At 67.7% G+C, this 25921-nt stretch carries 25 protein-coding genes; 15 read left to right on the top strand and 10 right to left on the bottom strand.

Annotated features, from left to right (window positions below; all coding sequences use genetic code 11):
* The first annotated feature begins 99 nt into the window (after nucleotides 1-99).
* From BWR60_RS02005 to BWR60_RS01990, 3 genes are all read left to right on the top strand, one after another.
* Nucleotides 100-795, top strand: coding sequence for a GntR family transcriptional regulator (locus BWR60_RS02005; RefSeq protein WP_088149325.1), 696 nt, complete (start codon nucleotides 100-102; stop codon nucleotides 793-795).
* A gap of 391 nt (nucleotides 796-1186) precedes the next feature.
* Nucleotides 1187-1669 carry a (2Fe-2S)-binding protein gene (locus BWR60_RS01995; protein WP_088149323.1) on the top strand — a complete coding sequence of 161 codons (483 nt, stop codon included), beginning with the start codon at nucleotides 1187-1189 and terminating at the stop codon, nucleotides 1667-1669.
* Entirely contained in the window at nucleotides 1666-3843 is a 2178-nt protein-coding gene (locus BWR60_RS01990; protein ID WP_230982922.1) for a xanthine dehydrogenase family protein molybdopterin-binding subunit, read from the top strand. The genes BWR60_RS01995 and BWR60_RS01990 overlap by 4 nt, the downstream gene beginning before the upstream one ends.
* Before the next feature lie 196 nt (nucleotides 3844-4039).
* Here the strand turns inward: BWR60_RS01990 and BWR60_RS01985 are convergent, their stop codons facing one another.
* The 4 genes from BWR60_RS01985 to BWR60_RS01970 all read right to left on the bottom strand — a co-directional run bounded on the left by BWR60_RS01985 (nucleotide 4040) and on the right by BWR60_RS01970 (nucleotide 7943).
* A complete protein-coding gene (locus tag BWR60_RS01985; RefSeq protein ID WP_088149322.1) occupies nucleotides 4040-4936 on the bottom strand; it encodes a LysR family transcriptional regulator in 897 nt (298 codons plus the stop codon).
* Nucleotides 4937-5194: 258 nt separating this feature from the next.
* Nucleotides 5195-6709 carry an MFS transporter gene (locus BWR60_RS01980; RefSeq protein WP_230982924.1) on the bottom strand — a complete coding sequence of 505 codons (1515 nt, stop codon included), beginning with the start codon at nucleotides 6707-6709 and terminating at the stop codon, nucleotides 5195-5197.
* Between the two features lie 87 nt (nucleotides 6710-6796).
* Nucleotides 6797-7096: an EthD family reductase gene (locus tag BWR60_RS01975; RefSeq protein WP_088149320.1), complete on the bottom strand. Its 300-nt coding sequence runs from the start codon at nucleotides 7094-7096 to the stop codon at nucleotides 6797-6799.
* A 10-nt stretch (nucleotides 7097-7106) separates the two neighbouring features.
* The gene (locus BWR60_RS01970; protein ID WP_088149408.1) at nucleotides 7107-7943 is read right to left on the bottom strand and encodes an oxidoreductase; all 837 of its coding nucleotides are present in this window, start codon (nucleotides 7941-7943) and stop codon (nucleotides 7107-7109) included.
* Between the two features lie 136 nt (nucleotides 7944-8079).
* Between BWR60_RS01970 and BWR60_RS01965 the strand changes: the two genes are divergently transcribed.
* From BWR60_RS01965 to BWR60_RS38600, 3 genes are read left to right on the top strand one after another with little or no spacing between them, the layout of a single operon-like run.
* A complete protein-coding gene (locus BWR60_RS01965; RefSeq protein ID WP_088149319.1) occupies nucleotides 8080-8940 on the top strand; it encodes a LysR family transcriptional regulator in 861 nt (286 codons plus the stop codon).
* A gap of 49 nt (nucleotides 8941-8989) precedes the next feature.
* Entirely contained in the window at nucleotides 8990-9289 is a 300-nt protein-coding gene (locus BWR60_RS01960) for a LytTR family DNA-binding domain-containing protein (protein WP_088149318.1), read from the top strand.
* Nucleotides 9289-9417 carry a hypothetical protein gene (locus BWR60_RS38600; protein ID WP_275542362.1) on the top strand — a complete coding sequence of 43 codons (129 nt, stop codon included), beginning with the start codon at nucleotides 9289-9291 and terminating at the stop codon, nucleotides 9415-9417. The genes BWR60_RS01960 and BWR60_RS38600 overlap by 1 nt, the downstream gene beginning before the upstream one ends.
* Before the next feature lie 108 nt (nucleotides 9418-9525).
* Here the strand turns inward: BWR60_RS38600 and BWR60_RS01955 are convergent, their stop codons facing one another.
* From BWR60_RS01955 to BWR60_RS01935, 5 genes are all read right to left on the bottom strand, one after another.
* Nucleotides 9526-10260, bottom strand: coding sequence for an aspartate/glutamate racemase family protein (locus BWR60_RS01955; protein ID WP_088149407.1), 735 nt, complete (start codon nucleotides 10258-10260; stop codon nucleotides 9526-9528).
* 5 nt (nucleotides 10261-10265) lie between these two features.
* On the bottom strand, nucleotides 10266-11168 hold the full coding sequence (locus BWR60_RS01950) for an ABC transporter permease (protein WP_088149317.1): 903 nt from the start codon (nucleotides 11166-11168) through the stop codon (nucleotides 10266-10268).
* A 3-nt stretch (nucleotides 11169-11171) separates the two neighbouring features.
* A complete protein-coding gene (locus tag BWR60_RS01945) occupies nucleotides 11172-12104 on the bottom strand; it encodes an ABC transporter permease (protein WP_088149316.1) in 933 nt (310 codons plus the stop codon).
* Between the two features lie 164 nt (nucleotides 12105-12268).
* Nucleotides 12269-13558: an ABC transporter substrate-binding protein gene (locus BWR60_RS01940; protein ID WP_088149315.1), complete on the bottom strand. Its 1290-nt coding sequence runs from the start codon at nucleotides 13556-13558 to the stop codon at nucleotides 12269-12271.
* Between the two features lie 12 nt (nucleotides 13559-13570).
* On the bottom strand, nucleotides 13571-14611 hold the full coding sequence (locus BWR60_RS01935) for an ABC transporter ATP-binding protein (RefSeq protein WP_088149314.1): 1041 nt from the start codon (nucleotides 14609-14611) through the stop codon (nucleotides 13571-13573).
* Nucleotides 14612-14863: 252 nt separating this feature from the next.
* Between BWR60_RS01935 and BWR60_RS01930 the strand changes: the two genes are divergently transcribed.
* Complete coding sequence (locus BWR60_RS01930; protein WP_088149313.1) at nucleotides 14864-15631, top strand: GntR family transcriptional regulator; 768 nt, start codon at nucleotides 14864-14866, stop codon at nucleotides 15629-15631.
* Nucleotides 15632-15819: 188 nt separating this feature from the next.
* Here the strand turns inward: BWR60_RS01930 and BWR60_RS01925 are convergent, their stop codons facing one another.
* Nucleotides 15820-16815, bottom strand: coding sequence for a D-2-hydroxyacid dehydrogenase (locus BWR60_RS01925; RefSeq protein ID WP_088149312.1), 996 nt, complete (start codon nucleotides 16813-16815; stop codon nucleotides 15820-15822).
* A 162-nt stretch (nucleotides 16816-16977) separates the two neighbouring features.
* Here BWR60_RS01925 and BWR60_RS01920 point away from each other — a divergent pair, with 162 nt between their 5' ends.
* From BWR60_RS01920 to BWR60_RS01885, 8 genes are all read left to right on the top strand, one after another.
* Nucleotides 16978-17778 carry a GntR family transcriptional regulator gene (locus BWR60_RS01920; RefSeq protein ID WP_088149311.1) on the top strand — a complete coding sequence of 267 codons (801 nt, stop codon included), beginning with the start codon at nucleotides 16978-16980 and terminating at the stop codon, nucleotides 17776-17778.
* A gap of 332 nt (nucleotides 17779-18110) precedes the next feature.
* On the top strand, nucleotides 18111-19016 hold the full coding sequence (locus BWR60_RS01915; protein WP_088149310.1) for a carbohydrate ABC transporter permease: 906 nt from the start codon (nucleotides 18111-18113) through the stop codon (nucleotides 19014-19016).
* An 86-nt stretch (nucleotides 19017-19102) separates the two neighbouring features.
* Nucleotides 19103-19897 carry a carbohydrate ABC transporter permease gene (locus BWR60_RS01910; protein WP_218823293.1) on the top strand — a complete coding sequence of 265 codons (795 nt, stop codon included), beginning with the start codon at nucleotides 19103-19105 and terminating at the stop codon, nucleotides 19895-19897.
* Between the two features lie 92 nt (nucleotides 19898-19989).
* Nucleotides 19990-21288: an ABC transporter substrate-binding protein gene (locus BWR60_RS01905; protein ID WP_088149308.1), complete on the top strand. Its 1299-nt coding sequence runs from the start codon at nucleotides 19990-19992 to the stop codon at nucleotides 21286-21288.
* 185 nt (nucleotides 21289-21473) lie between these two features.
* On the top strand, nucleotides 21474-23537 hold the full coding sequence (locus BWR60_RS01900; RefSeq protein WP_088149307.1) for an alpha-amylase family protein: 2064 nt from the start codon (nucleotides 21474-21476) through the stop codon (nucleotides 23535-23537).
* Between the two features lie 161 nt (nucleotides 23538-23698).
* Nucleotides 23699-24655 (top strand): LysR family transcriptional regulator, encoded by a 957-nt coding sequence (locus BWR60_RS01895; RefSeq protein WP_088149306.1) that lies wholly within the window; start codon nucleotides 23699-23701, stop codon nucleotides 24653-24655.
* A 244-nt stretch (nucleotides 24656-24899) separates the two neighbouring features.
* Nucleotides 24900-25547 (top strand): hydrolase, encoded by a 648-nt coding sequence (locus BWR60_RS01890; protein WP_088149305.1) that lies wholly within the window; start codon nucleotides 24900-24902, stop codon nucleotides 25545-25547.
* Between the two features lie 36 nt (nucleotides 25548-25583).
* The gene (locus BWR60_RS01885) at nucleotides 25584-25844 is read left to right on the top strand and encodes a DUF1427 family protein (protein ID WP_088149304.1); all 261 of its coding nucleotides are present in this window, start codon (nucleotides 25584-25586) and stop codon (nucleotides 25842-25844) included.
* The last annotated feature ends 77 nt before the right edge of the window (nucleotides 25845-25921 follow it).

Below are 25921 nucleotides of genomic sequence, written 5' to 3'. Positions count from 1 at the left end.
CTCCTCCGGCGCACCGCCTTTCGATGACGGCTGTTGATATATCAACTCAGGTAACAGATATTTCTATACGGTGCAATTGAATCATCAGGCAAATGACAGATGCTGAAACGGTCATCCGACGAGCGCCCATCGACCCCTTCCGAAGGCGCGCCGAATCTCAGCCGCATTGCCTATGAGCGGTTCAAGGAAGCCCTGTTCGAACGACGGCTGCAGCCCGGCGCCTTCATGTCGCAGGCGGAGCTGGTCGAGATCGTCGGCTCGCCCCTGGGGCCGCTGCGGGAGGCGCTGCAGGTGCTGCAGGCGGAAGGGCTGGTGACCATCCGGGCCCGCGCCGGCATCGAGATCGCCAAGCCGGACCTGGCGCTGGTCCGCAACTCCTACCAGCTGCGCCTGTTCCTGGAGACGCCCGCCATCCGGCACTTCGCCGAGGCGGCGCCGCGCGACCGGATCGAGGCCATGATCGCGCAGCATCGCGAGGCCATCGGCTGGGTCGATGGCGCCGATCTCGACCGCGACCTGGCGCGCCGGATCGAGGAGGTCGATCTCAGCCTGCATCTCGGCGCGATCGACGCGCTCGACAACCCCCTCCTGCGCAGGGCGTTCCTGCAGACGCAGGACTACATCCGCCTGATCCGCCTCGATCATCACTACGCCTACTCGGCGGCGAAGGTGCGGCGGACGATGGCGGAGCATCTGGAGATCTTCGAGGCCTGCCTGGCCAGGGATCCGGACGCCGCCGAGGCGGCGCTCAAGACCCATCTGACGCAATCGATCCAACGGGCGATGGGCCTCTAGGCCAAGAGCGATCCGACCGGCGACCGCAACGGGCTGGCGGCGACCGCCGAGGCGGAATACCGGATGGAGCTCGTCCGGCTCCCCCCGAAACCGCACCTCGCCTGGACCGACGACGAGTATATGAGCAACACCTTCGGCATCACCGCGGCCCAGGCCGGGCGATCCCGTCGCTGCCCGACCATCTTGGCCGGGGCGCGCTGGCTGGGTGAGCGGCATGACCGGAATATTGTTCACATAACCTGAACATGCCTGCCGGCATCGGACGCCTTCCGAATGACGGCGCGAACAATTTAGTGATCAGGACCGAAGCCCCGGCACGGGCGCGCAACGGATCACCTGGCGCGTCCATTCGTGGAGCTCGCGGCGACACTCACGAATGCGGGACAGGACCATGACCTACGACCTCGTCGTCAACGGCGCGATCCAGCGGGTGGAGGCGGATCCGGACACGCCTCTTCTCTGGGCGCTGCGCGACATATTGGGAATGATCGGCACCAAGTTCGGCTGCGGCGCCGGGCTGTGCGGCTGCTGCACCGTCCATATCGACGGCGCGGCGACGCGCGCCTGCCAAACGCCGATCGATTCACTCGGCTCCTCGCGGATCACCACCATCGAGGGCGTCGCCGCGTCCGAGACCGGCCGGCGCGTCCAGCAGGCCTGGCTCGATATGGAGGTGGTCCAGTGCGGCTATTGCCAGCCCGGGCAGATCATGGCGGCAACGGCGCTGCTCAGCGAAAACCCCCATCCCACCGACGACGACATCGACGCGGCGATGTCCGGCAATCTGTGCCGCTGCGGCACCTATAACCGCATCAAGGATGCGATCCGGCAGGTCGCGGCCCGACGTCATCCGGTTCGGGAAGGCCGGCAATGATGAAGCATATGTCGCACGCGAAGATTTCCCGCCGCGCCTTTCTGGGCACCGGAGCGACTGCCGCCGGCGCGCTGATGATCGGCATACCGCTCGCAGCCAAGCCCGACGCCGCGCAGGCCGATGGGCCTGTCGTCTTTGCACCCGATGCCTTTCTGCGGATCGCCCGTGACGGCGCGGTGACGCTGATCATGCCTTATGTGGAGATGGGCCAGGGGACCTATACCTCCGTCCCGATGCTGATCGCCGAGGAGCTCGAGATCGACCTCGGTGCCGTCACCGTGGTGCACGCTCCGGCGAATGACGCGCTCTATGCCAACCCCATCATGGGCGATCAGGAGACCGATGGCTCGCTCTCCATGCGGGCGGCCTGGGAACCGATGCGGCGGGCCGGGGCGACGGCGCGTCAGATGCTGGTTGCCGCCGCGGCATCGGTGTGGGGCGTGGACGCCGCCTCGTGCCGGGCCCGGGACGGCGCCGTCGTCCACGTGCCGACCGGACGGCGGATCGACTATGGCGATCTCGTCCAGCGCGCCGCGACGCTGCCGGTTCCGCATGATGTCCCGCTGAAGACGGGAGGCTTCCGCCTCATCGGCACGCCGCACAGGCGGCTGGATTCGGCCGCCAAGGTGCGGGGCGCCGCGCAGTATGGCATCGATGTGCGGCTTCCCGGCATGAAGGTGGCGGCTGTCATGGCCTCGCCGGTGCTCGGGGGGCGGCTCGCCGGGCTGGACGATAGCGCCGCGCGCAAGATCGGCGATGTACGCGATGTCCTGCGCATCGACGATGCGGTCGCCGTCGTTGCCGATCATTGGGCCGCCGCCAAGAAAGGGCTCGATGCCCTCGTGATTGCCTGGGACGACGGTCCGAACGCCGGTTTCTCGACGAAGGCGCTGTTCGCGGATCTGGAGGCGGCCGCGTCCGACGTTGCCGTGCGCGGCCCGTCCGCCGGCGACGTGGCAGCCGGCTTTGCCGGCTCGGCGCACACCATCGAGGCCTCCTACCGCCTGCCGATGATCGCCCATGCGCCGATGGAGCCGCTGAACTGCACGGTCCATCTCCATGACGGAAGGTGCGAGGTCTGGGTCGGCACCCAGGCGGCGACGCGCGCGCAGGCAGCGGCCGCCAAGGCCGCCGGCCTGCCCATCGAAAAGGTGGAGGTCCACAACCAGTATCTCGGCGGCTCGTTCGGCCGGCGGGCGGAATCCGATAACGTCACCCAGGCGGTGTTGTTCGCCCGACAGGTCGATCATCCCCTGAAGATCGTGTGGAGCCGCGAGGAGGATACCCAGCACGACTTCTATCGTCCGGCTTATCTGAATCGGCTGAAGGCCGGCCTCGATGCCTCCGGGCGGATCACCAGCTGGGCGCATCGAATCGTCGGTCCCTCGCCGCTGACGCGCTGGCTGCCAGCCGCAATCCGCAGCGACGGCCTCGATCCCGACGCGATCACCAGCGCGGTCGGCCCCTACGCCTTCGAGACCATGCAGGTTGAATATGTGCGCCGCGAAAGCCCGGCCTATCGATCCGGCTTCTGGCGCGGTGTCGGCACCACGCACAATGCCTTCGTGGTCGACAGTTTCATGGACGAGCTGGCAGCCGCCGCGCGTATCGATCCGCTGGCGTTCCGCCGCATGCATCTGGCCGACGATCCGCGGCTGCGCGCGGTCCTCGACATGGCGGCGGATAAATCGGGCTGGGGGGCGCCGTTGCCCGAAGGCAAGGCGGGCGAGCGAATGGGCCGCGGCGTCAGCCTCCTGCAGGATTTCGGCGGCACCATCCTGGCCCATGTCGCCGAAGTGGCCATCGACAAATGGGGCTCCACGCGGGTGACGAAGGTCACCTCCGTCGTCGACTGCGGCAAGGTCATCAACCCGGATACCGTCGCAGCGCAGATCCAGGGCGGTGCCATGTTCGGCATCTCTGCCACCCTCTATGGCGAAATCACCTTTGCAAACGGGCGCGTCGAGCAGGGAAATTTCGACAGCTCCCCGGCCGTGCGGATGGACCAGGCGCCGCGGATCACAGTGCACATCATCGAAAGCGGCACCGTTCCCTTCGGCGTCGGCGAAGCCGGCACGTCCGGCATTGGCCCGGCTGTCGCCAACGCCGTCTTCGCGGCGACCGGAAAGCGTCTCCGGCATCTGCCGATCACGCCGGAAGCGCTCGGCGGTTAACGCGTCGCCCCTCCCGTCCCCACTCCGCAGGCGTCCCATGCGATCGATCATCAGCGTGCTCGCTGCCAGCTTTCTGCCTGCCTCGACCATCCAGCCCGCGCGCCGACGGCGACGACCGTCAGGACGTCATCGCCGATCTGAGGACACTGCTGGCCTCGCCAACTGCCGCTCCATAACCGCGACGAGCGGCCGTGCCTCATGAGCCGCGGCTGGCGAACAGTGCCGTCACCCAGTCGATGAATGCCCGGACCGGAGGCGAAGCCTGCCGCGACGGTGGGAAAAGCAGGGAGATCGGCACGTGGTCGGAGCGGCACCGGCCGAGCACCTCGCGCAAACGGCCGCTGACAGTATCGTCGGCCACGATGAAGTCCGAGAGGCGGGCCAGCCCGAAGCCTCCTACGGCGAGATCCAGCAGTGCGAAGGTCTCGTCGACCACGAGGCATCCACGCGGCTCGATGGCGTGGGAGACATCGCCTTCGTTCATCACCCACTTGTCGGGACGGCCATTATGCGCCGAGGAATAGCCCAGCAGCACGTGGCCGGCGAGCGCCGCAACGTCCTGTGGCTCGCCATGGCGTTCCAGGTAGTCCAGCGAGGCGCACACCACCCAGCGATAGCTGCCGACGCGCCGGGTCATGAGGCTCGAATCGGGAAGTGCCCCGGTGCGGATGACGCAGTCGACGCCTTCCTGGACGAGGTCGATCAGTCGGTCATTCATGCCAATCGACATTTCGACATCGGGATAGCGCTCACGGAACGAACCCAGCGCCGGCAGGACAATCGAGCGACCGACGGCCGGCGGCATGTCGACCCGCAGGCGCCCGCTGACGCGCCCGTCCGGACGCAAGCTGTCCTCCGCAGCCCGGACATCGAGCAGGATGGCACGGCAGCGCTCGACATAGAGTTCCCCTTCCTCGGTAAGACTAAGCCGCCGCGTGCTGCGATGCAGGAGCCGCACGCCGAGGTGATGCTCCAGACGCTGCATCGTCATGGTGACGGAGGAGCGTGGCAGGCCGAGCGCTTTCGCCGCCCTGGAGAGGCTTCCGGCCTCCGCCACACGGACGAACGTCTCCATCGCCTTCAGCCGATCCATCCGTCACTCCTGTCAACCCTGCCGGCAATTCAGGTCCGGACTCGTATAGCGACATCGCCGACATCCCGCACAACCATGCCTCGGCATGCCCGGTATCGCACTCGATGGATGCGGAGGAATGAGTTCGCAGATCTCCAGCTTGCGGTGGTCGCCACGTCGACGCGGCTGGCGAGCGCCTCGATGCCGCGTTCGACAGCCTTTCGCGAAGCACGCGTGTCACGTCGGCTCGCACGGTCTTGGCGCGCCAATACAGTCCCGCTATCCGCCGGCGAGACGGTGTCGGCCACATGGCCGATCCGCATCTTCCTCTCCCGGGAGCGGGGCGAGCCGCCGGGCAAGGGTGATGCTGAGACCCGTGCCGGCGGCGAGGCAGGCGGCGATGCAGAGGATGGCGACGACGAAGGCTTGGGTGATGACCGCCGGATCGGTGCGCGCATCGAGAACGGTGTAGAAAATCCCGCCGATCACCGCGACGCTGAGCGCGGTGCCGACCTGCAGGGTCGAACCGGCGATGCCGGCGATCATGCCGGAAAAGGCCGGCGCGACGCGGCCCGTCACCATCCGCATCAAGGTCGGCAGCGCCAGCCCTTGCCCGAAACCGATGACGAACAGGATGGCGGCAAGCGGCACGGGCGCGGGGGGCACGCCGGCCGGCGCCGCCACGATGGCCGAGACCAGGGCGACAAACCCGACGGCCTCCAGCCCCATGCCGACCGGATTGACATAGGCGCCGAGAATGCGCCTGCAGGCGGGAGCCGCCAGCGGCCCCAGCAGGAAGCCCGCACCGAAGGGCAGGAAGACCAGGCCGGCGCCCAGCGCGGTCGCGTGCAGCGCGTCCTGCAGATAGACCGAGAACAGCAGGAAGAAGGGCGCGATCGCGTAGAACAGCAGCGCGATCAGCAGCGCGCGGCCCAGCCCCGGCGCCCGCACGGCGGCCGGATCGATCAGGGGCGTGCCGCCCGCATGTGCCAGCCGGGCCTCGTAACGCCAGAACAGCCACGCCAGCACCGGCACCGCCATGAGCGACAGCCAGGACCATAGCGGCCAGCCCGCCTCACGCCCCTCGATCAGAGGCACGATCAGCGCGCCCAGCGTCAGCATCGACAACGCCGTGCCGCCAAGGTCCAGCTTGCGGGCGTCTTGCGCACGCGTTTCCTTCAGCAGGGGAATGCCGAACAGCACGACCAGGATCGCCACCGGCAGGTTGACGAGGAAGATCGCCCGCCAGCCCAAGCCCATGAGATCGAGCGAAATCAGGATACCGCCCAGCGCCTGGCCGACCACGGAGGCCAGGCCGAAGACCGCGCCGTAAAGGCTGAGCGCGAGCGGCTTTTCGCTTTCAGGGAAGATCGCCTGCACCGAGGCGAGCGCCTGTGGCGCCATCACCGCCGCCGTCACGCCCTGCAGGGCGCGCCCGGCGATCAGCGCCCATGGCGACCATGCAAAGCCGCACAGCAGCGACGCCGCGGCAAAACCGATCAGCCCGAGGAAGAACACCCGGCCGCGACCATAGAGATCGCCGAGGCGCCCGCCGGTGATCAGCATCACGGCATAGAACGCGGCATAGGAGGAGATGACGAGCTGCTCGGCAGAGGACGCGGCGCCCAATTCCCCGCGGATCGAGGGAAGGGCGACATTGACGATGAAGAAGTCGAGCGGCGGCAGGAACGCGCCGACCAGCAGGATCACGAACATGGCCCAGCGGCGCGGGTCGGGCGAGGCAACATCACCCCGGGGCCGGGCGGGCGGCAGGGCTTCCGGGTGCGCTTCCATGGTGCTCACGGATGTCTTCCGTTCTGGATGGTGAACGTCGCCGTCGCCGACCCGTCCAGGTCGCTCCAGCGGCTGTCGCGCCGCCGCTCAGAGCGGCTTGGCCAGGCTGCGCTGAGGCTTGACGGCTGTGACCAGATCCACGTCGGCCATCACCCGCGCCGTTTCCGGCGAGGCCAGGGCCGTTCTCATGGCCGCCTCGTCCCGGAAGACACAGGTCGCGATGGCGATCAGGCCGCCGTCATCCCCCTGCGGGAAGAAGCCGGCGAGGCGTTCGAGCCCGTAGGGTCCCCAGCATTCGCGCACGAGCGGGAAATGGACGTTGATCCAGTGCTCGCGGTCGAACGGCGTGTCGGCATTTCCGGCATAGGTCACGTACATGGTGATCATAGCGGGCTCCTCAGCTCCGAGTGTCGAAATCAGTGGCGATGGAGATGTCGCGCCAGGCGGCGATGTCGGCGCGGAATCTCTCCAGCTTCCGATCCGCGATCGCATGCGCGACCGGTCCGAGCGGGAGGTGCAGCGGCGGATGCTCGGTATCGATGGCCTGCAGCATCACGGCGACGGCCTTGGCGGGATCGCCTGCCTGCCTGCCATTGTTGGTCTGGCGATACCGCCGCCTCGCATGCGCCGTGTCGGCATAGGCGGCGATCTCCCGCGCCGCGGCGACGATCGAGCGGCCGAGAAACTCGGTGCGGAAGGGGCCGGGCTCGACGATGATGACCTTCAGCCCCAGGGGACGAAGCTCCTCCGCCAGGGCTTCCGACAGGCCTTCCACCGCGAACTTGGTCGCGTTGTAGATGCCATTGCCCGCAGAACCGGCGATACCGGCGCCGGAGGAAAGATTGACGATGCGGGCCCCTTCACGCCTGCGGAGCGCCGGCAACGCGGCCCGCGTCGTCTCGATCAGGCCGAACACATTCGCCTCGAACACCGGCCGGTATTCGCCGGGCTCCCCCTCCTCGATCGCCCCGATGAAGCCGAATCCGGCGTTGTTCACCAGGATATCGAGACCGCCGAAGGCGCTCTCGGCCAGCGCGACCGCCTCTGCCGCGGCGCCGGGCTGCGTCACGTCGAGCGCGATGCCGCGCACAGTATCGGGGTAACGGCCGCACAACGCCCGCAAGGCATCGACCGAACGCGCGGTGGCGACAAGCCGGTCGCCACGCCCGGCGACCGCCTCGGCAAGTTGCTTCCCCAAGCCGGACGAACATCCGGTAATCAGCCAGGTCTTCACCAAATCCTCCTGCGATGCGCCCGACGAGGGCCTGCTTCACGCGCGGCTCGTCCGCACCAGGTGGATTTAGGCGATCAGATCTGTACGATAACTGACAGTATCGAACGATCTCTGTTCACTTTTGTGAGTCGGCCCGATGGAGTGGAGCGACGTCCGGATTTTTCTGGCCATAGCCCGCGCCGGCACGCTGGGCGGCGCCGCCCGCGCGCTTCACCTGAGCCATCCGACGGTCGGCCGTCGCCTCCGGGCCCTCGAACAGGCGACCGGCCATACGCTGTTCCAGCGAACGGCCGACGGCTTCATTCCGACCGAGGAGGGCAACGCCGTCATCGCCATGGCGGAGCAGATGGAGGAAGGCGCCCTGGCCATGGAACGGCGGCTCGCCGGGCAGGAGCAAGACCTTCAGGGCAGCCTGCGCATATCGTCCGCCGACTGGTTCGGCGCCTACGTCCTGCCGCCGATCATCGCCGATTACGCCAAGGCCTATCCCCTCGTCGATATCGAGATCCTGACGGGCACCCGCCTGTTCAGCCTCGCCCAGCGGGAGGCCGACATCGCGTTCCGGATCGTCCCGTTCAACACGCCCGATGTCGTGCAGCGACGGCTGATCCGACTGGCCTATGGTGCCTATGTCGCGGCGGAGTCCCCCGAGCCGGCCTATGGCGATGGAGCCGGCTTCCGGCTCATCACCCACGAGACGTCGACGGGCCAGTTCCCGGATATCGCCTGGCTCGAGGAGAGCTTCCCGAATGCGAGGCCCGTCCTGCGTTCGAACAATCGGAATGTGCAGGGGCGCATGTGCAGACTGGGCATCGGTATCGCTGTTCTGCCGCAAGTCGTCGGCAATCAGATGGCAGGGCTGCGCCGGCTCAACCTGCCGGCGGAGCCACCCGGCCGGGATATCTGGATGGGCTATCATCGCGACATGAGGCGCCTTCACCGTCTGCGGGCCTTCATCACCACGGTGACCAATCACATCGCGAACTTGCAATCCTGACTCGGGCGGCTCTGTTCAGTTGGCCTGTCTGCTTTGCACGAATCCGGCAATGGAGACGGAGCGGACGCCGAGGGCCGTGCCGGTCTTGTCGGCAGAGAGCCGGGCGCGCGGGGATTATCTGGTGTGCCGGCTGCTCCGGCACTTCGAAGCCCAGTTGCCCACGCCTCCCTTCGTCCGCATCAGCCGCTCGCTGATCGTCAACCTGGACCAGTTGGAGCGGGTGGACTGGCGGGAGGCGGGGCGTTGCAGCCTGTCGCTCGGTGACGGCATTGGACCAGTCATGCTGGGCCGCATTGCCGCGCGGCGGCTGCGACAGAGCCTCGATACTCGCCCTGAAGTGATCATCTGATGGAGCGACGCCACCATGACGAGGTCGCCTGCCGCGCCGCGACGGCCGTCGACGCGCCGCGGCAGGCGGGATATCGCGATGTCGCGGTGTTCGTCGGCGCCTGGCACGAATGGGCGGCGCGGCACTGATGCCGCGCCGCTGGACCGCGTTCAGCAGATGGTCGCACCGGCGACCCGACAGCGGACATCTGTCCGAATACACCGGGGAAAGCCTCGTTCACCGATAGCGCAGCATGCTCACCGGGTGCCGAACCCGGTCATTCCGCCGGCATAGGGCTTCGGCCGCGGCGAGGCATAGCCGCCGGTCTTGGCCGTGCGCAGGCCGAGCCGCGCCAGGGCCTCGACCAGCGTGACCGCGGCGGCGACGCCGTCGACCACCGGCACGCCGTGCCGGGCCGACAGCCGCGTAGCCAGATCGGCCATGCCGGCGCAGCCCAGCACGATCGCCTCGGCCCGGTCGCCCTCGAGCGCCGCCGCGATCTCGGCCGAGATCCGAGCCTCGGCCTCCGAGCCCGGGCGCTCCAGTTCCAGCACCGGGATCTCCGCCGCCCGCACCCGGGCGCAGCGCGAGGCCAGGCCATAGCGCTGCAGGTTCGCCTCGATCACCGGGATCGAGCGCCCCAGCGTGGTCACCACCGCGAAGCGGCCGGCCAGCAGCGAGGCGACATGGAAGGCAGCCTCGCCGATGCCGACCACCGGCACCGCCGCCAGACTGCGGGCGGCGTCCAGCCCGGTGTCGTCGAAGCAGGCGATGACGTGGCCGGCAACGCCACGCGCCTCGCCGCGGGCGATCTCCCGCAGCAGCGCCGGCACCGCCAGGGCGCCGTCGACCCAGCCCTCGATCGAGGCCGGGCCGGTCTCCGGATTGACCGCGGTGACACGGGTGCCCGGCGCCGCCACGGCCGCGGCGGCGGCGGCGATCTTGGCGGTCATGCCGGCCGTGGTGTTCGGGTTGACGACAAGGATCTCCATGCCGGTCACACCAGCCCCTGCCCTGCATCCATGCCGTGGCGGCCGCGGCGGCGGCGCAGCAGCGCCATCAGGCCGAGCGCGGTCAGCACCACCGCCAGCGACACCGCCGTGGTCACCGTGCCGAGGGCGTAGATCTCCGGCGTCGTCACCGTGGTGGTCAGGCCCTGCAGTTCCAGCGGCAAAGTGTTCTGCTCGCCGATCGCCTGGGACGACCGGGCGATCTCGTCCCAGGACAGGGTGAAGCCGAACAGCCCGACGCCGACCACGCTGGCGCCGATGATCGGCAGCACGACATGGCGGAAGCTCTGCCAGGAGGAGGCCCCCAGGTCCCGCGCCGCCTCCTCGTAGCGGCGGTCGAAGCGGTTGAAGACCGCGAACATGATCAGGAGGCCGAAGGGCATCGTCCAGGTCAGATGCGCGCCGAGGCCGGAGCGGAAGAGGCCCATCGCCGTGGTGAACTCGTCATTGATCCAGGCGATGTCCCAGCTCTCGCCCAAGGCTTTGATCGCCTCGTCGAGCAGGCGGAACTCCAGCGCGATGCCGAGCGAGACCACGATCGACGGCATGATCAGGCTGGCGATGGCGGTGTAGAACAGCGCCGACTGCCCGGGAAAGCGCCGGCGGAAGGCCAGGCCCGCCATCACCGAGAAGGCCATGGTCAGCACCATCACGACCAGGCCGAGCTTCAGCGAGCGCCAGAAGGCGGCGCCGATGTCGACCACGCCCATGCCGGCCCATAGCTTCTCGAACCAGAAGGTCGAGATCCCGTTCATCGGGAAGGTCAGCCCGCCCTGCGGCCCCTGGAAGGACAGCACGAAGATGGTCAAAGTCGGGCCGTACAGGAACAGCACGAACAGGCCGAACACGGCGGCCAGGACGTAGAAGGAGAGCGGACGGCCCTCGCGCATCGCTCAAAGTTCCTTCCGGATGTCGACCAGCCGGGTCAGCGCGACGATGATCATGATGACGACGGCCAACAGGATCACGGCGTTGGCCGCCGCGGCCGGGAACTGCAGGTAGCTGAGCTGGACCTGGATCACCTTGCCGACCGAGGCGATCTGCTGGCCGCCCATGACGCCGACGGTGACGAAGTCGCCCATCACGATGGTGACGACGAAGATCGAGCCGATGACGATGCCCGGCTTGCACAGCGGCACGATCACGTTCCACAGGATCTGCCAGCCGCTGGCACCGGCATCGGTCGCGGCCTCGATCAGCGACCGGTCGATGCGCAGCATCGAGTTCAGGATCGGCACGATCATGAACACCGTGAACAGGTGGACGAAGGCCAGCACCACTGAGAATTCCGAGTAGAGCAGCCCGTCGATCGGCCGGTCGATCAGCCCGAGGCCGAGCAGCCCCTGGTTGACCAGCCCGTTGCGGCCGAGCAGCGGGATCCAGGAGATCATCCGGATCACGTTCGAGGTCCAGAACGGGATGGTGCAGAGCAGGCACAGCACGATCTGCATCGCCGTGGTCCGGACGTGGAACACCAGGAAATAGGCGATGGTGAAGCCCAGGGTCAGGGTGATGGCCCAGACCATCGCCCCGATCTTCAGGGTCGAGAGATAGGTCTTGAAGGTGGTGCACAGCTCCGGCAGTGACGTCAGGCAGCCGTCGAAGGCCTCGACATAGTTGCGGACCGTGAAGTCGGGGACGATCGAGTATTCGGTGTAGTCCCAGAAGCTGACCACCACCGTGACCGCCAGCGGCAGCACGAAGAACAGCAGGAACACCAGCATCATCGGCGCGGCCTGGAGGAACGCCGTGAAGCGGCCGGAGGATTCAGCCTTGGGCGCCGCGACGGAGCGGACGGATGCGTCTTCCGCGGGGATGGCGGTCATCGTGCCTCTCGGATCATGCGGCGGCGAGCCCCCTCACCCTCCCGGCCTGCGGCCGGGCCCCTCCCTCTCCCCGAGGAGAGGGAATCTTCACCTCTCCTCGGGGAGAGGTCGAAATCGCGGCAGCGATTTCGGGTGAGGGGGCGGTCACGATGGTCCTCAGCGCCTCACGCGGCGATGAAGGCGTTCCACTTGCGGACCATGTAGTCGTTCTCGTCCATCACCGCGTTCCAGCAGGCGACCGAGCCCATGCGCTGGTCGTAGGAGCCGCCGTCGCGCACCGCGCCCGCCTTCTCCATTACCGTGCCGTCCGGCGCCTTGATGTCCTTCTCGGCCGGCTTGCCCTCCATCCAATAGGCCCACTCGTAGGGCTCCATATTGGCCTTGGCCGTATCCAGCACCGCCGAGTAGTAGCCCTGGCGGTTGAGATAGGCGCCGGCCCAGCCGGACAGGAACCAGTTGATGAAGTCATAGGCGGCGTCGAGCTTCCGGTCCTTCAGCGTCTTCGGCAGGCCGAAGCCGGAGGCCCAGGCGCGGTAGCCCTCCTTCAGCGGCTGGAAGGTGCAGGCGATGCCCATCGAGCGGACCTTGGTCACGGCCGGCGACCACATCGACTGGATCACCGTCTCGCCCGAGGCCATCAGGTTCACGCTCTCGTTGAAATCCTGCCAGAAGGCACGGAACTGGCCGGCCTGCTTGGCCTCGGTCAGCACCTTCATGGTCAGGTCGATCTCCTCCTTCGTCATGTTGCCCTTGTCGGCATAGGTGTGGAGACCGGCCGATTCCACCACCATCGCCGCGTCCATGATGCCGATCGACGGGATGTTCAGGATCGAGGCCTTGCCCTTGAATTCGGGGTTCAAGAGCTCCTTCCAGCTCTCGACCGGCCGGCCGATCAGATCGGGCCGGATGCCGAGCGTGTCGGCGTTGTAGGTGGTCGGGATCAGGGTGATCCACTCGGTCGGCTCGGCGGCGAAGGTCTTCCCGTTCTTCTCGGGCAGGTAGAACACCTTCTTCGGCGCGGTGCCCTGGTCGCCGATGGTCTTGCCGTTCAGCTCGCCCTTGGTGAAGACGGTCGAGATCTGGTCGACATATTTGATCCGCTTGGCGTCCATGCCCTGCAGGTTGCCGGAGGGCAGCAGCTTCTTCAGCGAGAAGTATTCGCTGTCGACGAGATCGAAGGAGTTCGGCTGGGTGACGATGCGCTTGGTCACCTCGTCGGTGGTCACCGGCACGTATTCGATGATGATGCCGAGATCTTCCTTCGCCTTCCGGGCGATGTCGGCGCTCTGGTTCACCGCGGTGCCGAGGTAGCGCAGCGTCACCGGCTCGGCCGCGATGATCGCCGGGAAGCCGGTGATGGCGCGGCTGCCGACCAGCGCGCCGGCCGTCGCCGCCGTGGTCTTCAGCAGGGTGCGGCGGGAGAGGCCGCGCTTGGTATCCTTGGTGTCCGCCATGGTGAGCCTCCGTCAGTGTTGGGGGCGATGGTCGCCGCGCCCCGCGGCGTCGAGGGGATGGATGTCCTGGTCGGCCCAGGCGACGGCGACGCGGTCGCCCGGCGCCACCGGGTCGGCGAAGAAGTCGGCTTCGGGCAGCCAGGCCAGCATGTCGGGCGCCAGGTCGCAGCCGAAGGCGACATGGACGGTGGCGCCCTGGTACTCGACCCCCTGCACCACCGCCTCGACCTGGCCGGGCGGCAACGTGACGCCATGGGGGCCGGCGCCGTTGATCCTGCTCAGCCGCAGCCGGTCGGCGCGCAGCGTCGCCGGGCGGCCGCCGAGGGTCACGACATTATGGCCGCCGATGAAGCGGGCGACGAATTCGGTGGCCGGCCGGGTGAACAGCTCCTGCGGCGACCCTGCCTGCTCGATCCGGCCGCCCTTCATCACCACCGCCAGGTCGGCCAGCGCCATAGCCTCCTCCTGGCTGTGGGTGACGTGGATGAAGCTGATCCCGAGTTCCGCCTGCAGCCGCTTCAGCTCGGCCCGCATCCTGACCCGCAGGAACGGGTCGAGCGCCGAGAGCGGCTCGTCCAGCAGCAGGATCTGCGGCTGGGTGATCAGCGCCCGGGCCAGCGCCACGCGTTGCTGCTGCCCACCCGACAGCTGCGCCGGCAGCCGCTCGCCATAGGCCTCCATCGCCACCAGGGCCAGCAGCTGCGCCGCCCTGCCCCGGCGCTCCGCCTTCGCCACGCCGCGCATCTTCAGGCTGAAGGCGACGTTGTCGACCACGGACAGATGCGGGAACAGGGCGTAGGACTGGAACATCATCGCCGTGCCGCGCTTGGCCGGCGGCCGGTCGGTGACATTGGCGACGCCGAGGATGATGTCGCCGTCCGACACCGCCTCATGCCCCGCGACCATGCGCAGGGTCGAGGTCTTGCCGCAGCCGGATGGGCCGAGCAGGCAGCAATAGGTGCCGGCCGGGATCTTCAGGTCGATGCCGTCCACGGCGATGGTGCCGCCGTAGCGCTTGGTCACCTTCACCAGTTCGAGATCTGCGCCGCGCATGCCGCTCTCCCTTTCGGGCAGGGAGATGAGCAAGCGCCGTGCCAAGCGCCCGACGGCGCGATTCCGCCGCCCGAGGGCGCATGGGGCACCGGCCGGCGCCTATGCTTTGGGCATGTGCATACGGATGGAACCAGGATTGTGCACAATCTTGGAGCGACGAGAATACAATCTTGAGCGGCTTCCGTCTGCATGGGAGGGTGACCCCGGACGATTCGCGGCCGCCCTGCCGCGGCCCGTCGCCGGAGCGGAAGCATGGACACGATCGAGACCGTCGGCACGCTGGCCGGAAGCCGCGACATCCCCGACCGCGGCGCGCGGGCGGCGGCGATCTATCGCTCGATCCTGGACGCGATCGTCGAGCACCGGCTGCCGCCGCGCACCAAGCTGTCGGAGGACGAGATCGGCACCGCCTTCGGCGTCAGCCGCACCATCGTCCGCTCCGCCCTGCAAGCGCTGGCGCATCAGCACATGGTGGTGATCGAGAAGAACCGCGGCGCCTTCGTCGCGGCGCCGACGGTCGAGGAGGCGCGCGAGGTGTTCGAGGCCCGGCGGACGCTGGAGGCCGCGATCGCCCGCCGTGCCGCCGAGCGCACCGTGCCGGCCGACATCCGGCGACTGGAGCGGCACTTGGCCGATGAGGCCGAGGCGCTGGGCCGCGACGACCGCCCCCGCGCGATCCAGCTCTCCGGCCTGTTCCATCTCGGCATCGCCGAGATCGCCCGGCAGCGGGTGATGGAGCGGTTTCTGCGCGAGCTGGTGTCGCGCGCCTCGCTGGTCATCGCCCTTTATGGCCGCAGCGGCGCCTCCGCCTGCGGCCATGCCGAGCACGAGGCGATCCTGGAGGCTCTGGCACGGCATGACGCCGACCGAGCGGCGGCCGCCATGCTGGCCCATCTGATCCATATCGAGCAGGATCTCGACCTGGCCCCGGCCGAGGCCGGCCCGGTCGACCTGGCTGCGGTGCTGCGAGGCGATGATGCGCGCGGCCTCCTGTTGGAGAGCCGACCTTCAACCCGATAACCGCCCGCCAGGCCGGGACGCGCCATAAGGGGCATCTCGGGACCTTCCTGGGACATTCACTTTACCCGCCGCAGCCGGTCCGTTCGCCCTCCGGCCGTGTGAGCCGGCGCTGCAGAACCACCTGCGCCGAGCGTCGATACATGACAGGAGTTGAAGCGCTGCCGCATCTTGCTCCGATGAGACGACGGCTACATCTCCCTCGTCCAGACGTCCTCTTCGGTGACGCGATTGAGCAGCGGCTGCCCCGCCCGGTAGCGGCGGAGATTCTCGATGATGACGTCCAGCGACCGTTCGGTCCTGTCGGGCAGCGCGGCCGTGAAATGGGGCGTGATCAGCAGGTTGGGCGTGTCCCAGACGGGATCGTCGGCAACCGGCGGCTCGGGGTCGGTGACGTCCAGCCCGGCGCCGGCGAGCCGCTTCTCCCGCAGGGCCGCGATCAGGGCCGCCTGGTCGATGACGCCGCCCCGCGACAGGTTGACGATGATGGCGCTCGGCTTCATGCGCCGGATGGCCCGGTCGTCGATCAGGTGGTGCGTCGCGTCCGACAGGTTGATGACGAGAGCGAGAATGTCGGCCTCGTCCAGGATCGGATCGATGGTCTCGCCTCGGTCCGCCGAGAACATCCGGTCGACCCCGGGCGGGTTCGGCAGGTCGCGGCGGCGATAGCCGAGCACCCGCATTCCAAACGCCTTGGCGCGTGTCGCGAGTTCCCGCCCCGTATGGCCCATCCCGATGATCCCGATGGTCCGGCCGCACAGGGCGCGCAGGCCGCCCATCTCGGGCGTGCGCAGCCATTCATGCCGCTTCTGGGCTTCGTAGACATCCGGATAACGATAGCCGAGCATCAGGCTGAACATCAGCACGTGCTCGGCCAGCGCCGGTCCCGAGCGCCCGGCGGAGCCGGTCACGATCAGGCCGCGTTCGAAGACCTCCGGACGGGCGGATCTGGTGAGCCCGGCATGGTCGCAATGCACCCATCTGAGCCTCGGCGCCGCCAGATGCCGCCGGTCGAGGTCGCCGGCGAGGATGGCGATCTCGGCCTCCTCCAACGCCGCCTCGACGGCCGCCGTGTCCCGCGACGATACGGCGACCAGGCGGTCCGGCCGGACCGCTTCCGCCAGCCGATCCCAATGCGCGCCCTTGAAGGACGTTTCGGTGTCGACCATCACCACCCGTTCGGCCATGCGCTTCCTCCGCTTCGTATGGGACGGACCATCACCCGACCCTATCTCGAATTCCCGGGCCACACGATAAATTAATCTTTATGTATTATATGAAATTATACCTCCAGTATCTCCTCCTCTGCCCTGTCGCTCGGGGCCGGCGTCTGCTAGGAATGGATCGAGATGAGCGGTGAGGTGGATTTGGACGGGATCGATCCCGACGCCCGGCCCGACGCCCGGCCCGACGCCCGGACGCTGGAGCCCGGCAGTCAGGTCAAGCGGCCGCGCGGCCGGCCGCGCAAGGGCACGCCGGCCGTGCCGAAGCCGCCGAAGCGCGAGCCCGGATACGGGCGGCTGCAGCAGCTCCTGCGCGACGACATCCTCGAGGGCCGCATTCCGGCCGGGTCGCGGATCAAGGTCAGCGAGATCGCCGCGCGCTACGCCACCAGCACCAATCCCGCACGCGAAGCGCTGCAGGGCCTCGAGGGCGAGGGCCTCGTCATCATCAGCCCCAACCGGGGCGCGCGCGTCCGCGCCATCGACGAGGACTTCATCCGCAACATCTTCGACATCCGCGACCTGATCGAACCCTATCTCGTCCGCGGCTTCGCCGAGTTCGCCAGCAACGAGGACGTCGCCGCGCTGGAGGCGCTGCAGCAGGCCTGCCAGAGCGCCGTCGACGCGGCCGATTACCCCGCCTATCACCGCGCCAACGTCGCCTTCCATGACCTCATGATCGAGCATCATCACAACGTCGAGGCCGCGACGCTGATGAAGCGGCACAGCGCCTGGATCCGGGCCCTTTCACGTCGGAATCCGCTGACCCTCGCCAACATGCATCGCTCCACCGCGGAGCATTGGGAGGTGGTCGAGGCGGTCCGTCGGGGTGATCCGGACGCCGCGGCCGCCGCGATGGGGCGGCACATCTCCCATTCCCGCGCGCTGTTTCTCGGCCGCATGAGGCGCGATCGAGTGCAGCGATAGAGGCCCCCGTCGGCGGCAGAGAATTCACGTCCGCACATCGATAAATATCAATCGTACATAAATTTGATTTTCTACTTCACAGTTCGCTGCCCCGTGTTCTAGTCTCCCCGCCATCAGACGGCCGCATGTGCCTGGAAGCCCGGGCGCCGAAGCAGGCCGCGCCGCAGGGAGGACAGCGATGCCCTTGCCATCGACGCCGGGTTTCCGCAGCCGGCCAGCCGCCGTCCTTGAGGCCCGGAATGTCTGACGCCGCGAGCATGGAGGCCCCGCCTCCCGCCTCGCGGTCCATTCCGGATGACCGGACGACGGCCTCGAAGCCGACCGCAAAGCGGATGGCCAGGCCGCTGAAGCGCAGGCGGGCGGCGCGGCAGCAATACGAAGCCTACCTCTTCCTGCTGCCGTGGTTCGCAGGCCTCCTCATCCTGACGGCCGGCCCGCTTGCGGCCTCGCTCTATCTGTCCTTCACCGATTTCGATCTGCTCGGCAGCCCGAACTGGGTCGGGCTCGCCAACTACATCGACCTCTTCACCTACGATCCGCGCTATCTCGGCGCGTTCACGGTGACCTTCATCTACGTCTTCCTGGGCGTGCCGCTGCACCTCGCCTTCGCGCTGCTGGTCGCCATCCTGCTGAACCAGAAGGTCCGGGCGCTCGGCGTCTTCCGCGGGATCTACTACCTGCCGTCGCTGCTCGGCGGCAGCGTCGCCGTCGCCGTGATGTGGCGCCAGCTCTTCGGCGACGGCGGCGTGGTCAACCAGGCCCTCGGCCTGTTCGGGATCGACGCGCCGAACTGGATCTCCAATCCGCGATACGCGCTCTACACGCTGATCCTGCTGCACGCCTGGCAGTTCGGGTCGGCGATGGTCATCTTCCTCGCCGGGCTGAAGCAGGTGCCGCAGGAGCTCTACGACGCCGCGGAGATCGACGGCGCCGGCCGCTGGAGGCAGTTCCGGCACATCACGCTGCCGATGATCACGCCGGTGATCTTCTTCAACCTGGTGATGGGGATCATCCATTCCTTCCAGGCCTTCACCTCCGCCTACATCGTCAGCGGCGGCACCGGTGGCCCGTCGGATTCGACCCTGTTCTACACGCTCTACCTGTACCAGGAGGGGTTCACCAGCTTTCACATGGGCTACGCCTCGGCCATGGCCTGGGTCCTGCTGGTGGTGATCGCGTTCTTCACGGCGATCAACTTCGCCTTCTCCCGGCGCTGGGTCTTCTACGGAGATCAATGACGATGGCTGCGCTGGAGCTGGGCCTCGCGCCGAAAGGCAATATCAAGCAAAACCGGCGAGGCCGTGCGGGATGGGCTGTCTATGCCGTGCTCGTGATCGGCGCGCTGGCGATGATCTATCCCCTGATCTGGATGGTGCTGAGCTCGTTCAAGTCCGACCAGGAGATCTTCTCGAACCCGGCCGCATTGCCGACGCGGCTCGATCTCGACAACTACATTCAGGGCTGGACGGCAGCCACGCCCAGCTTCACCCGCTACTTCATCAACTCCTTCGCCATCTGCCTCGGGGCGGTGATCGGCAATGTGTTCGCCTGCTCGCTGGTGGCCTTCGCCTTCGCCAGGCTGAGATTTCCGCTGAAGGGCGTGCTGTTCACCATCATGCTGCTGACGCTGATGCTGCCGTCGCACGCCCTCCTGATTCCGCAATACGTCCTCTATGTCGGCCTCGACTGGGTGAACACCACCCTTCCGCTGATCGTGCCGAAGTTCCTGGCGACCGACGCGTTCTTCATCTTCCTGATGGTCCAGTTCATCCGCACGATCCCGCGCGAGCTGGACGAGGCGGCGACCATCGACGGCTGCGGCACCTTCGCGCTGTTCCGGCACATCATCTTCCCGCTGCTGCGGCCGGCAATCATCACGACGATCATCTTCACCTTCATCTGGACCTATAACGACTTCTTCTCGCAGCTGATCTACCTGACCTCGCCGGAATCGCTGACGGTGCCGGTCGCGCTGCGCAGCCTCGTCGACTCGTCCGGCGGCGCCTATGCGCAGCTGCTGGCGATGTCGGTCCTCAGCCTCGTCCCGACCTTCGTCGTCTTCCTCGTCTTCCAGCGCCGGCTGGTCGAGGGGATCAGCACGTCCGGGATCAAGGGATAGGCCGGCGCGTCCGCCGCACGCCCATCCGTCCACGCAGGGCACGCCGCCGCCGCGAACGGCGCGGCCCGGAACCAGGGAGGAGGAACAGCACAATGACCACGATCGACACCGCGATGAGCAGACGGACCCTGCTCCTCGGCGGCGCCGCGCTCGGCGGGCTCGCCGCCTTCGGCAGCCGGTCGTCCGGGGCCGACACCGCGCCGGTCCGCTTCGGCATCTTCGGCAACGCGCAGAAGCTCGAGACCCGCGGCCGATCGATCGCCAGGTTCAACGAGCTTCATCCCGACACGCCCGTCACCTTCGAGGGCGTGCCGAGCGCCTCGTGGCCGGACAAGATCGCGGCCATGGTCGCCGGGGGCAACGCGCCCGACGTCATCACGCTCGGCCAGGCCGACCTGGCGCAATACGCCCCTCGCGGCGCCCTCGCCCCGCTCGACGATTTCGTCCCGTCCCTCTTCAGAGCCGACCTGTTCGACACGACCGTGCTCGATCTCGGCCGGCTGAACGGCAGGATCTACGGCGTGCCGATCGCCGTCAGCATCCAGGGCCTCGCCTGCAACATGTCCACGTTGCAGCGCCTCGGCATCGGCGAGCCGCCGGCCGCCTGGAGCTATGAGGAGTTCGCGAAATTCTGCGCGGAGATCCATCGCGCCGACCCGCAGATCCATGGCAGCCACGACGGCGCCGCCAGGCTCGACGCCTTCCAGATGTATCTGATGAGCCAGGGCCGGTCGCTCTATGACGGGAAGACACTGGCCGTCACCGTCGACGACGTCGCCCAGTGGCTCGACTATTGGGACAAGATGCGCAAGAGCGGCGGCGCGGTGCCGGCCGACCTCCAGGCCCAGTTCACCGGCACCGAATGGCCGAACAGCCCGCTGGTCAAGGGCAAGGCGGTCTTCGCCCCGATCGCCTCGCAGGATCTCGCCGGCGGATATCAGGCCCTGACGAAGGACACGCTCGCGATCACCACCCCGCCCTCGGCCGGCGCCGGGGCCAGCCCCGGATACTACCCGCAGCCGACCAGCTCGCTCTGCCTCTACGCCAAGAGCGGCAGCAAGGAAGCGGCCGTCAAGGTCATCGACTGGTTCGTGAGCGATCCGGAATCGGCCAGGATCCTCGGCCTGATCAGCGGACCGCCCGCCTCCAGGCCCGCGCTCGAGGCGGTGCTGGAGCTCGAGGATCTCGCGCCGGTCGATCAGCGCGTTCTCAGATACAGCCAGGCCGCGCTGCCCAAGGCGCTGCCGGCGCCCCCGCCACAGAAGGCCGGACGCGCCATCGAAGACCTGATGCGCCGGGTGAACGAGGATGTCGGCTTCGGCAAATCCTCTGTCCAGGAGGCCGCCCAGGCCTTCATCGATCAAGGCCATGCCCTGATGCGGCGGGCCTGAGTGACCAAACCAACCGAGTCCCACAGAGCCCCCATAAAGCTGGATGAGCTTAGGCGAGATCGGATCATCCCGATTGAACGAAAGCGGTGAGTTTCTTGCCTCTCCCGCTTGCGGGAGAGGCAACGTGAAAACGCTCGACGACATTCCGTCGGCTTCCACCCGAATGCAGCTAGGAGACGCGCCCTATGCCCCTCGATCATGAAGCGAAACCCACCGTCGACGTCCCTGGAGACCGGGGCTGGTGGCGCCGGCCCTTCTCGGTGTTCCAGACCAACCTCCAGGAAATCGATGCGGTCATGGACGTCGAGACGGCGCTGGACGTCATCGAGGGCTACGGCGCCGATACCTGGCTGATCAACACGGGGGGCATCGCGTCCTTCTACCCGACCGAGCTGCCGTTCCAGACGCGCAGCCCGTTCCTCGCCGACCGGCCCTCGGGTGACCTGATCGGCGATGCCGTGGCGGCCGCGCACCGCCGCGGCATCCGGGTGCTCTCGCGGCTGGATTTCTCCAAGGTCTCCGCACGCATCGCGCGCGAGCACCCGGAGTGGCTGTTCGTCTCGCCGGCCGGGAAGCCGCAGGTCTACAACACGCTGTTCAGCACCTGCCCGTCCGCCGACTATTACCAGCACCGCTCGCTCGAGATCCTCGACGAGATCATCGGCCGCTACCCGGTCGACGGCTTCTTCTTCAACTGGTTCGGCTTCTCCGAGCGCGACTACAGCCGCGTCTATCACGGCGTCTGCCACTGCGCGAAATGCCAGGAAGGCTTCCGCGCCTTCAGCAACGGGCAGGAGCTGCCGGACGGTCCGGATTCGCCCACCTATCCGGAATGGCTCAAATTCTCGAGCCAGGTGATCAGGACGCTGACCTCGAAGATCGCCGCCCACATCACGGCGCGGCGCCCGGATGCGGCCCTCGTGCTCGGCCGCGGCGCGCCGATCATCTACCACGAGGCCAACAACGCCTTCGGCCGCGAGCTGTGGCACCACAACACCTCGGAATGGGTCAGCGCGCATGTGACGGCGATGCCCGAGATCGCGCTGATGGTGAACTCGGTCTCCTTCGTCGACATGCCCTATCGCATGGCGGGCGAGCAGCCGGAGCATTTCGCGCAATACCTGCTGCAGGCGATCGCGCGCGGCGGCAATCCTTCGACCTACATCATGGGCGCGCCCGGCCGCATCCCCTATGCCAACCTCGCCCATTCCGGCCCGATCACGACGTTTCGCCGCGAGCATCGCGACCTCTATGCCGGGCTGAAGCCGGCCTCCAGCATCGCGCTCGTGCGGCCGGACCGGCTGCGGAGCGCCAGCCCCGGCTTCGCGGACTCGGTCGAGGAGTTCCGCGGCCTCTACAAGGCGCTGCAGGAGAAGCATCTGCCGTTCGACGTCCTGGCGGCCGATCTGATCGGCAAGATGGCCGAGGAAGGCGCGCTGGAACGTTATGCGCTCGTCATCCTGCCCGATCTCGGCGTGCTCGGCCGGCAGGCCGCCGAAGCCCTCGATGCCTTCGTCCGCAGGGGCGGCCATCTCGTGCTGACCGGCAGCAGCGGCGTGGCCGAGGACGGCAGCATCGAGCTTGCCGCCAGCCCGGCCCTGATGCGCGTCGGCACGCCGAAATCCGGCGACGAGCTGTGGTCGACCTATGTCACCGCCAGCGAACAGCCGGAGATCGGGAACTATCGGTACGCGCCGTCCATCATCCCGGTCTATGGCAGCTACGCCCGCTTCGTCTGGAAGCCCGGCGTGGAGAAGGTCGGCAGGCTGCTGCCGCAGGCGCCGTTCGGGCCGCCGGAGAAGTGCTATGGCCATACCGCCAGCGACGATCCCGACCTCGTGCGGGCCGCGAGCCAGGGCACGATTGTCCACATCCCCTGGACGATCGGCCGGACCTATCGCGAGTTCGGCACCACGCAGATACGCGATCATTTCCTCGACGCGATCGGGCCCCTGACCGGGCAACGGCTCTTTGCCGAGCTGCCGGAGCAGGTCGAGCTGATCCTCGGCCGCGACGACAACCACCTGATCGTGCATCTCATCAACCAGTCGGGCGCCCGGAGAAAGTCGTTCGGCCCGCATCTGACGATCACGGGCGGACGCCTCCGGCTGAAGGGGGCCGGCATGTCCCGAGAGCCGGAGCTGCTGGTATCGGGCGAGACCCCGGCGATCCGGGAGGCGAATGGCGATCTCCTGATCGACCTGCCGCCGCTCGAGCTCTTCGAGGTCGTCAGGATCAAGACGGGGTGATCGCCGGAATCGGCCGAGGTCAACTGTCTGTCGTTTCCGGGCCACTCGGCCGAGATCTTGCATCAATGCAAATATTCTCCCGCAGAGAGGCAATTTGCCTTGCGAACAGGAAAGGATCAGCATGTCTCCATCACCGCCATGAAGCCTGCAGGACCGAGGATATGGGCGAGCCTTTCAGCAACATCCCCTGGGACGACTTCCGGCTGGTCAAGGCCATCGCGGACGCCCGTGGGCTCCAGGGGGCGGCGGCGCAGCTCGGCCTCAACCACTCGACGGTGTTCCGCCGCCTCGGGCAGGTCGAGCAGGCGCTCGGCGCGACGCTGTTCGAGCGGCACCGCTCCGGCTATGTCCTGACCCCGGTCGGCGAGGAGATGGTGGAGCTGGCCGCCCGCGTGGACGACGACATCACCGGCTTCACCCGCAAGGTGGCGGGACGAACCATCACGCCGGCCGGCGAGCTGCGCGTCACCACCAATGACTCCTTGCTGATCCATCTGTTGACCCCGCTTTTCGCACGGTTCCAGTGCGAATGCCCCGACGTGCGGCTCGACGTCGTGCTCAGCAACGAGCCCCTGAACCTGTCCAAGCGCGACGCCGACGTCGCGATCCGGGCCACGGACAGCCCGCCGGAGACGCTGGTGGGGCGACGCGTCGCCCGGATCGCCTGGGCGCTCTATGGACGGGCGGCCGATTTCCCCCGCCCCGAGACCCGTGCCCTGCGCGACCTCGCCGACCGGCCCTGGGTGTCGCTCGGCGACAATCTGGCGGCGCTCAAGGCGGTGCGCTTCGTCCGGCAGCACGTCGCGCCGGAGCGGGTCGTGTACAAGATCAACACGGTCCTCGGCCTGGCGGAGGCGGTCGAAAGCGGGATCGGCATCGGGCACCTGCCCTGCTTCATCGGCGATGTCCGCCCGACGCTGGTCCGGTTGGGCCCGCCCGTCCCCGATTTCGCCACCGATCTCTGGCTGCTGACCCATCCCGACCTTCGCCAGTCGGCCCGGGTGCGCGTGTTCCTCGATTATCTGGCCAGCGAGATCGGCAAGTCGCGCCCCCTCTTTGAAGGCGACCTCGCCATGTCTGGCGCGCCGGTCGCCACGGCGGAATCACCGGCCGCCTAGCGATATAGGCGATTCCGCAAACTCGCCTTGCAGGCCGGAAAGCGGTTGTCCTCAGCGGTTCCGACCAGCTCGGCTAGTCTGATGCCGCGGCGCGAGGGGTGACGATCCTTTGCGCCGGCCCGGGGCTGCGATCTCTGCGGCCCTCTCCCTGAACATGCCGCGATGGCGGCGAGGCCGGACCGTCCTCGATCGAGGTCGTCCTCTCGCAGCCTTTCAATGTCCGATTTCCGGCAGAGGAAGACCTATGTCCAAGCTCGATATGCTCACCCCGCAGAACAGCGCCATCGCCCTGATCGACTATCAGCCGGCCATGTATCAGGGCGTGCAGTCGCACGACCGGCTGGTGCCGTTCAACAACGTCCAGATCCTGGCCAAGGCGGCGAAGCTGTTCAAGATCCCGACCGTGATCTCGACGGTGGCCGAGAAGAGCTTCTCCGGCCCGTTCATGCCGGAGGTCACCGACCTGTTCCCCGGCCACGACATCATCGACCGCACCTCGATGAACTCCTGGCTCGACGCCAATTTCCGCAAGGCGGTCCACGCCACCGGACGGAAGAAGATCGTCGTCGCCGGGCTGTGGACCGAGGCCTGCGTGCTGTTTCCGACCCTCGACATGCTGAAGGAGGGGTTCGAGATCTACGTGCCGGCCGACGCCTGCGGCGACATCTCTCCGGAAGCCCACACCCGGTCGATGGAGCGGATGATCCAGGCCGGCGCGGTGCCGATCACCTCGCTGCAGTACCTGTTCGAGCTGCAGCAGGACTGGGCCCGGGTGGAGACCTATGACGGGTGCATGGAGATCATCAAGGCCCATTCGCCCTACGGCATCCAGATCCGCTTCTCCAAATGGGCGCTCGGCGAGCACGCCAGCGAGGCCGGCGCGGCCGCGTAAGCCGCTGTCCCGCCCGCTCGCCGAAGAGGAATGGCCATGAAGCTCTATCTGGTGTCGCTCGCCGTCGGGATCCTCGTCGGCGTCATCTACGCGGTGCTCAACGTGCGCTCGCCGGCGCCGCCGGTGGTCGCCCTGATCGGGCTTCTCGGCATGCTCCTCGGCGAACAGATCCCGCCGATCGTCAGGAGCCTGTGGGGCCGGGAGCCGACGGTGGTGTCCTGGCTCCACCAGGTGAAGCCGCACATGTTCGGGCACCTGCCGAAGGGCGGCCAGCCGCCGGATCGCGCCGAGGGATAGCCGCGGCTCGGCCGCTCCCCGACTCCGCCCGTGTCGCGGCCCACCCCATCCGGGGCGGCCGCCCGCCTTCGCACAGG

It is taken from the genome of Inquilinus limosus (assembly GCF_002195995.1).
GTDB lineage: Bacteria > Pseudomonadota > Alphaproteobacteria > DSM-16000 > Inquilinaceae > Inquilinus > Inquilinus limosus_C.
The sequence above is the reverse complement of the archived record's forward strand: the minus strand, read 5'-3'. Positions and strand labels throughout refer to the sequence as shown.

Excerpts from the sequence above, each read along its gene's own strand:
- BWR60_RS02005 (WP_088149325.1), top strand. The coding sequence starts at position 100 with ATGCTGAAACGGTCATCCGACGAGCGCCCATCGACCCCTTCCGAAGGC.
- BWR60_RS01995 (WP_088149323.1), top strand. The coding sequence starts at position 1,187 with ATGACCTACGACCTCGTCGTCAACGGCGCGATCCAGCGGGTGGAGGCG.
- BWR60_RS01990 (WP_230982922.1), top strand. The coding sequence starts at position 1,666 with ATGATGAAGCATATGTCGCACGCGAAGATTTCCCGCCGCGCCTTTCTG.
- BWR60_RS01985 (WP_088149322.1), bottom strand. The coding sequence starts at position 4,936 with ATGGATCGGCTGAAGGCGATGGAGACGTTCGTCCGTGTGGCGGAGGCC.
- BWR60_RS01980 (WP_230982924.1), bottom strand. The coding sequence starts at position 6,709 with ATGGAAGCGCACCCGGAAGCCCTGCCGCCCGCCCGGCCCCGGGGTGAT.
- BWR60_RS01975 (WP_088149320.1), bottom strand. The coding sequence starts at position 7,096 with ATGATCACCATGTACGTGACCTATGCCGGAAATGCCGACACGCCGTTC.
- BWR60_RS01965 (WP_088149319.1), top strand. The coding sequence starts at position 8,080 with ATGGAGTGGAGCGACGTCCGGATTTTTCTGGCCATAGCCCGCGCCGGC.
- BWR60_RS01960 (WP_088149318.1), top strand. The coding sequence starts at position 8,990 with ATGGAGACGGAGCGGACGCCGAGGGCCGTGCCGGTCTTGTCGGCAGAG.
- BWR60_RS38600 (WP_275542362.1), top strand. The coding sequence starts at position 9,289 with ATGGAGCGACGCCACCATGACGAGGTCGCCTGCCGCGCCGCGACGGCC.
- BWR60_RS01955 (WP_088149407.1), bottom strand. The coding sequence starts at position 10,260 with ATGGAGATCCTTGTCGTCAACCCGAACACCACGGCCGGCATGACCGCC.
- BWR60_RS01950 (WP_088149317.1), bottom strand. The coding sequence starts at position 11,168 with ATGCGCGAGGGCCGTCCGCTCTCCTTCTACGTCCTGGCCGCCGTGTTC.
- BWR60_RS01945 (WP_088149316.1), bottom strand. The coding sequence starts at position 12,104 with ATGACCGCCATCCCCGCGGAAGACGCATCCGTCCGCTCCGTCGCGGCG.
- BWR60_RS01940 (WP_088149315.1), bottom strand. The coding sequence starts at position 13,558 with ATGGCGGACACCAAGGATACCAAGCGCGGCCTCTCCCGCCGCACCCTG.
- BWR60_RS01935 (WP_088149314.1), bottom strand. The coding sequence starts at position 14,611 with ATGCGCGGCGCAGATCTCGAACTGGTGAAGGTGACCAAGCGCTACGGC.
- BWR60_RS01930 (WP_088149313.1), top strand. The coding sequence starts at position 14,864 with ATGGACACGATCGAGACCGTCGGCACGCTGGCCGGAAGCCGCGACATC.
- BWR60_RS01925 (WP_088149312.1), bottom strand. The coding sequence starts at position 16,815 with ATGGCCGAACGGGTGGTGATGGTCGACACCGAAACGTCCTTCAAGGGC.
- BWR60_RS01920 (WP_088149311.1), top strand. The coding sequence starts at position 16,978 with ATGAGCGGTGAGGTGGATTTGGACGGGATCGATCCCGACGCCCGGCCC.
- BWR60_RS01915 (WP_088149310.1), top strand. The coding sequence starts at position 18,111 with ATGGCCAGGCCGCTGAAGCGCAGGCGGGCGGCGCGGCAGCAATACGAA.
- BWR60_RS01905 (WP_088149308.1), top strand. The coding sequence starts at position 19,990 with ATGACCACGATCGACACCGCGATGAGCAGACGGACCCTGCTCCTCGGC.
- BWR60_RS01900 (WP_088149307.1), top strand. The coding sequence starts at position 21,474 with ATGCCCCTCGATCATGAAGCGAAACCCACCGTCGACGTCCCTGGAGAC.
- BWR60_RS01895 (WP_088149306.1), top strand. The coding sequence starts at position 23,699 with ATGGGCGAGCCTTTCAGCAACATCCCCTGGGACGACTTCCGGCTGGTC.
- BWR60_RS01890 (WP_088149305.1), top strand. The coding sequence starts at position 24,900 with ATGTCCAAGCTCGATATGCTCACCCCGCAGAACAGCGCCATCGCCCTG.
- BWR60_RS01885 (WP_088149304.1), top strand. The coding sequence starts at position 25,584 with ATGAAGCTCTATCTGGTGTCGCTCGCCGTCGGGATCCTCGTCGGCGTC.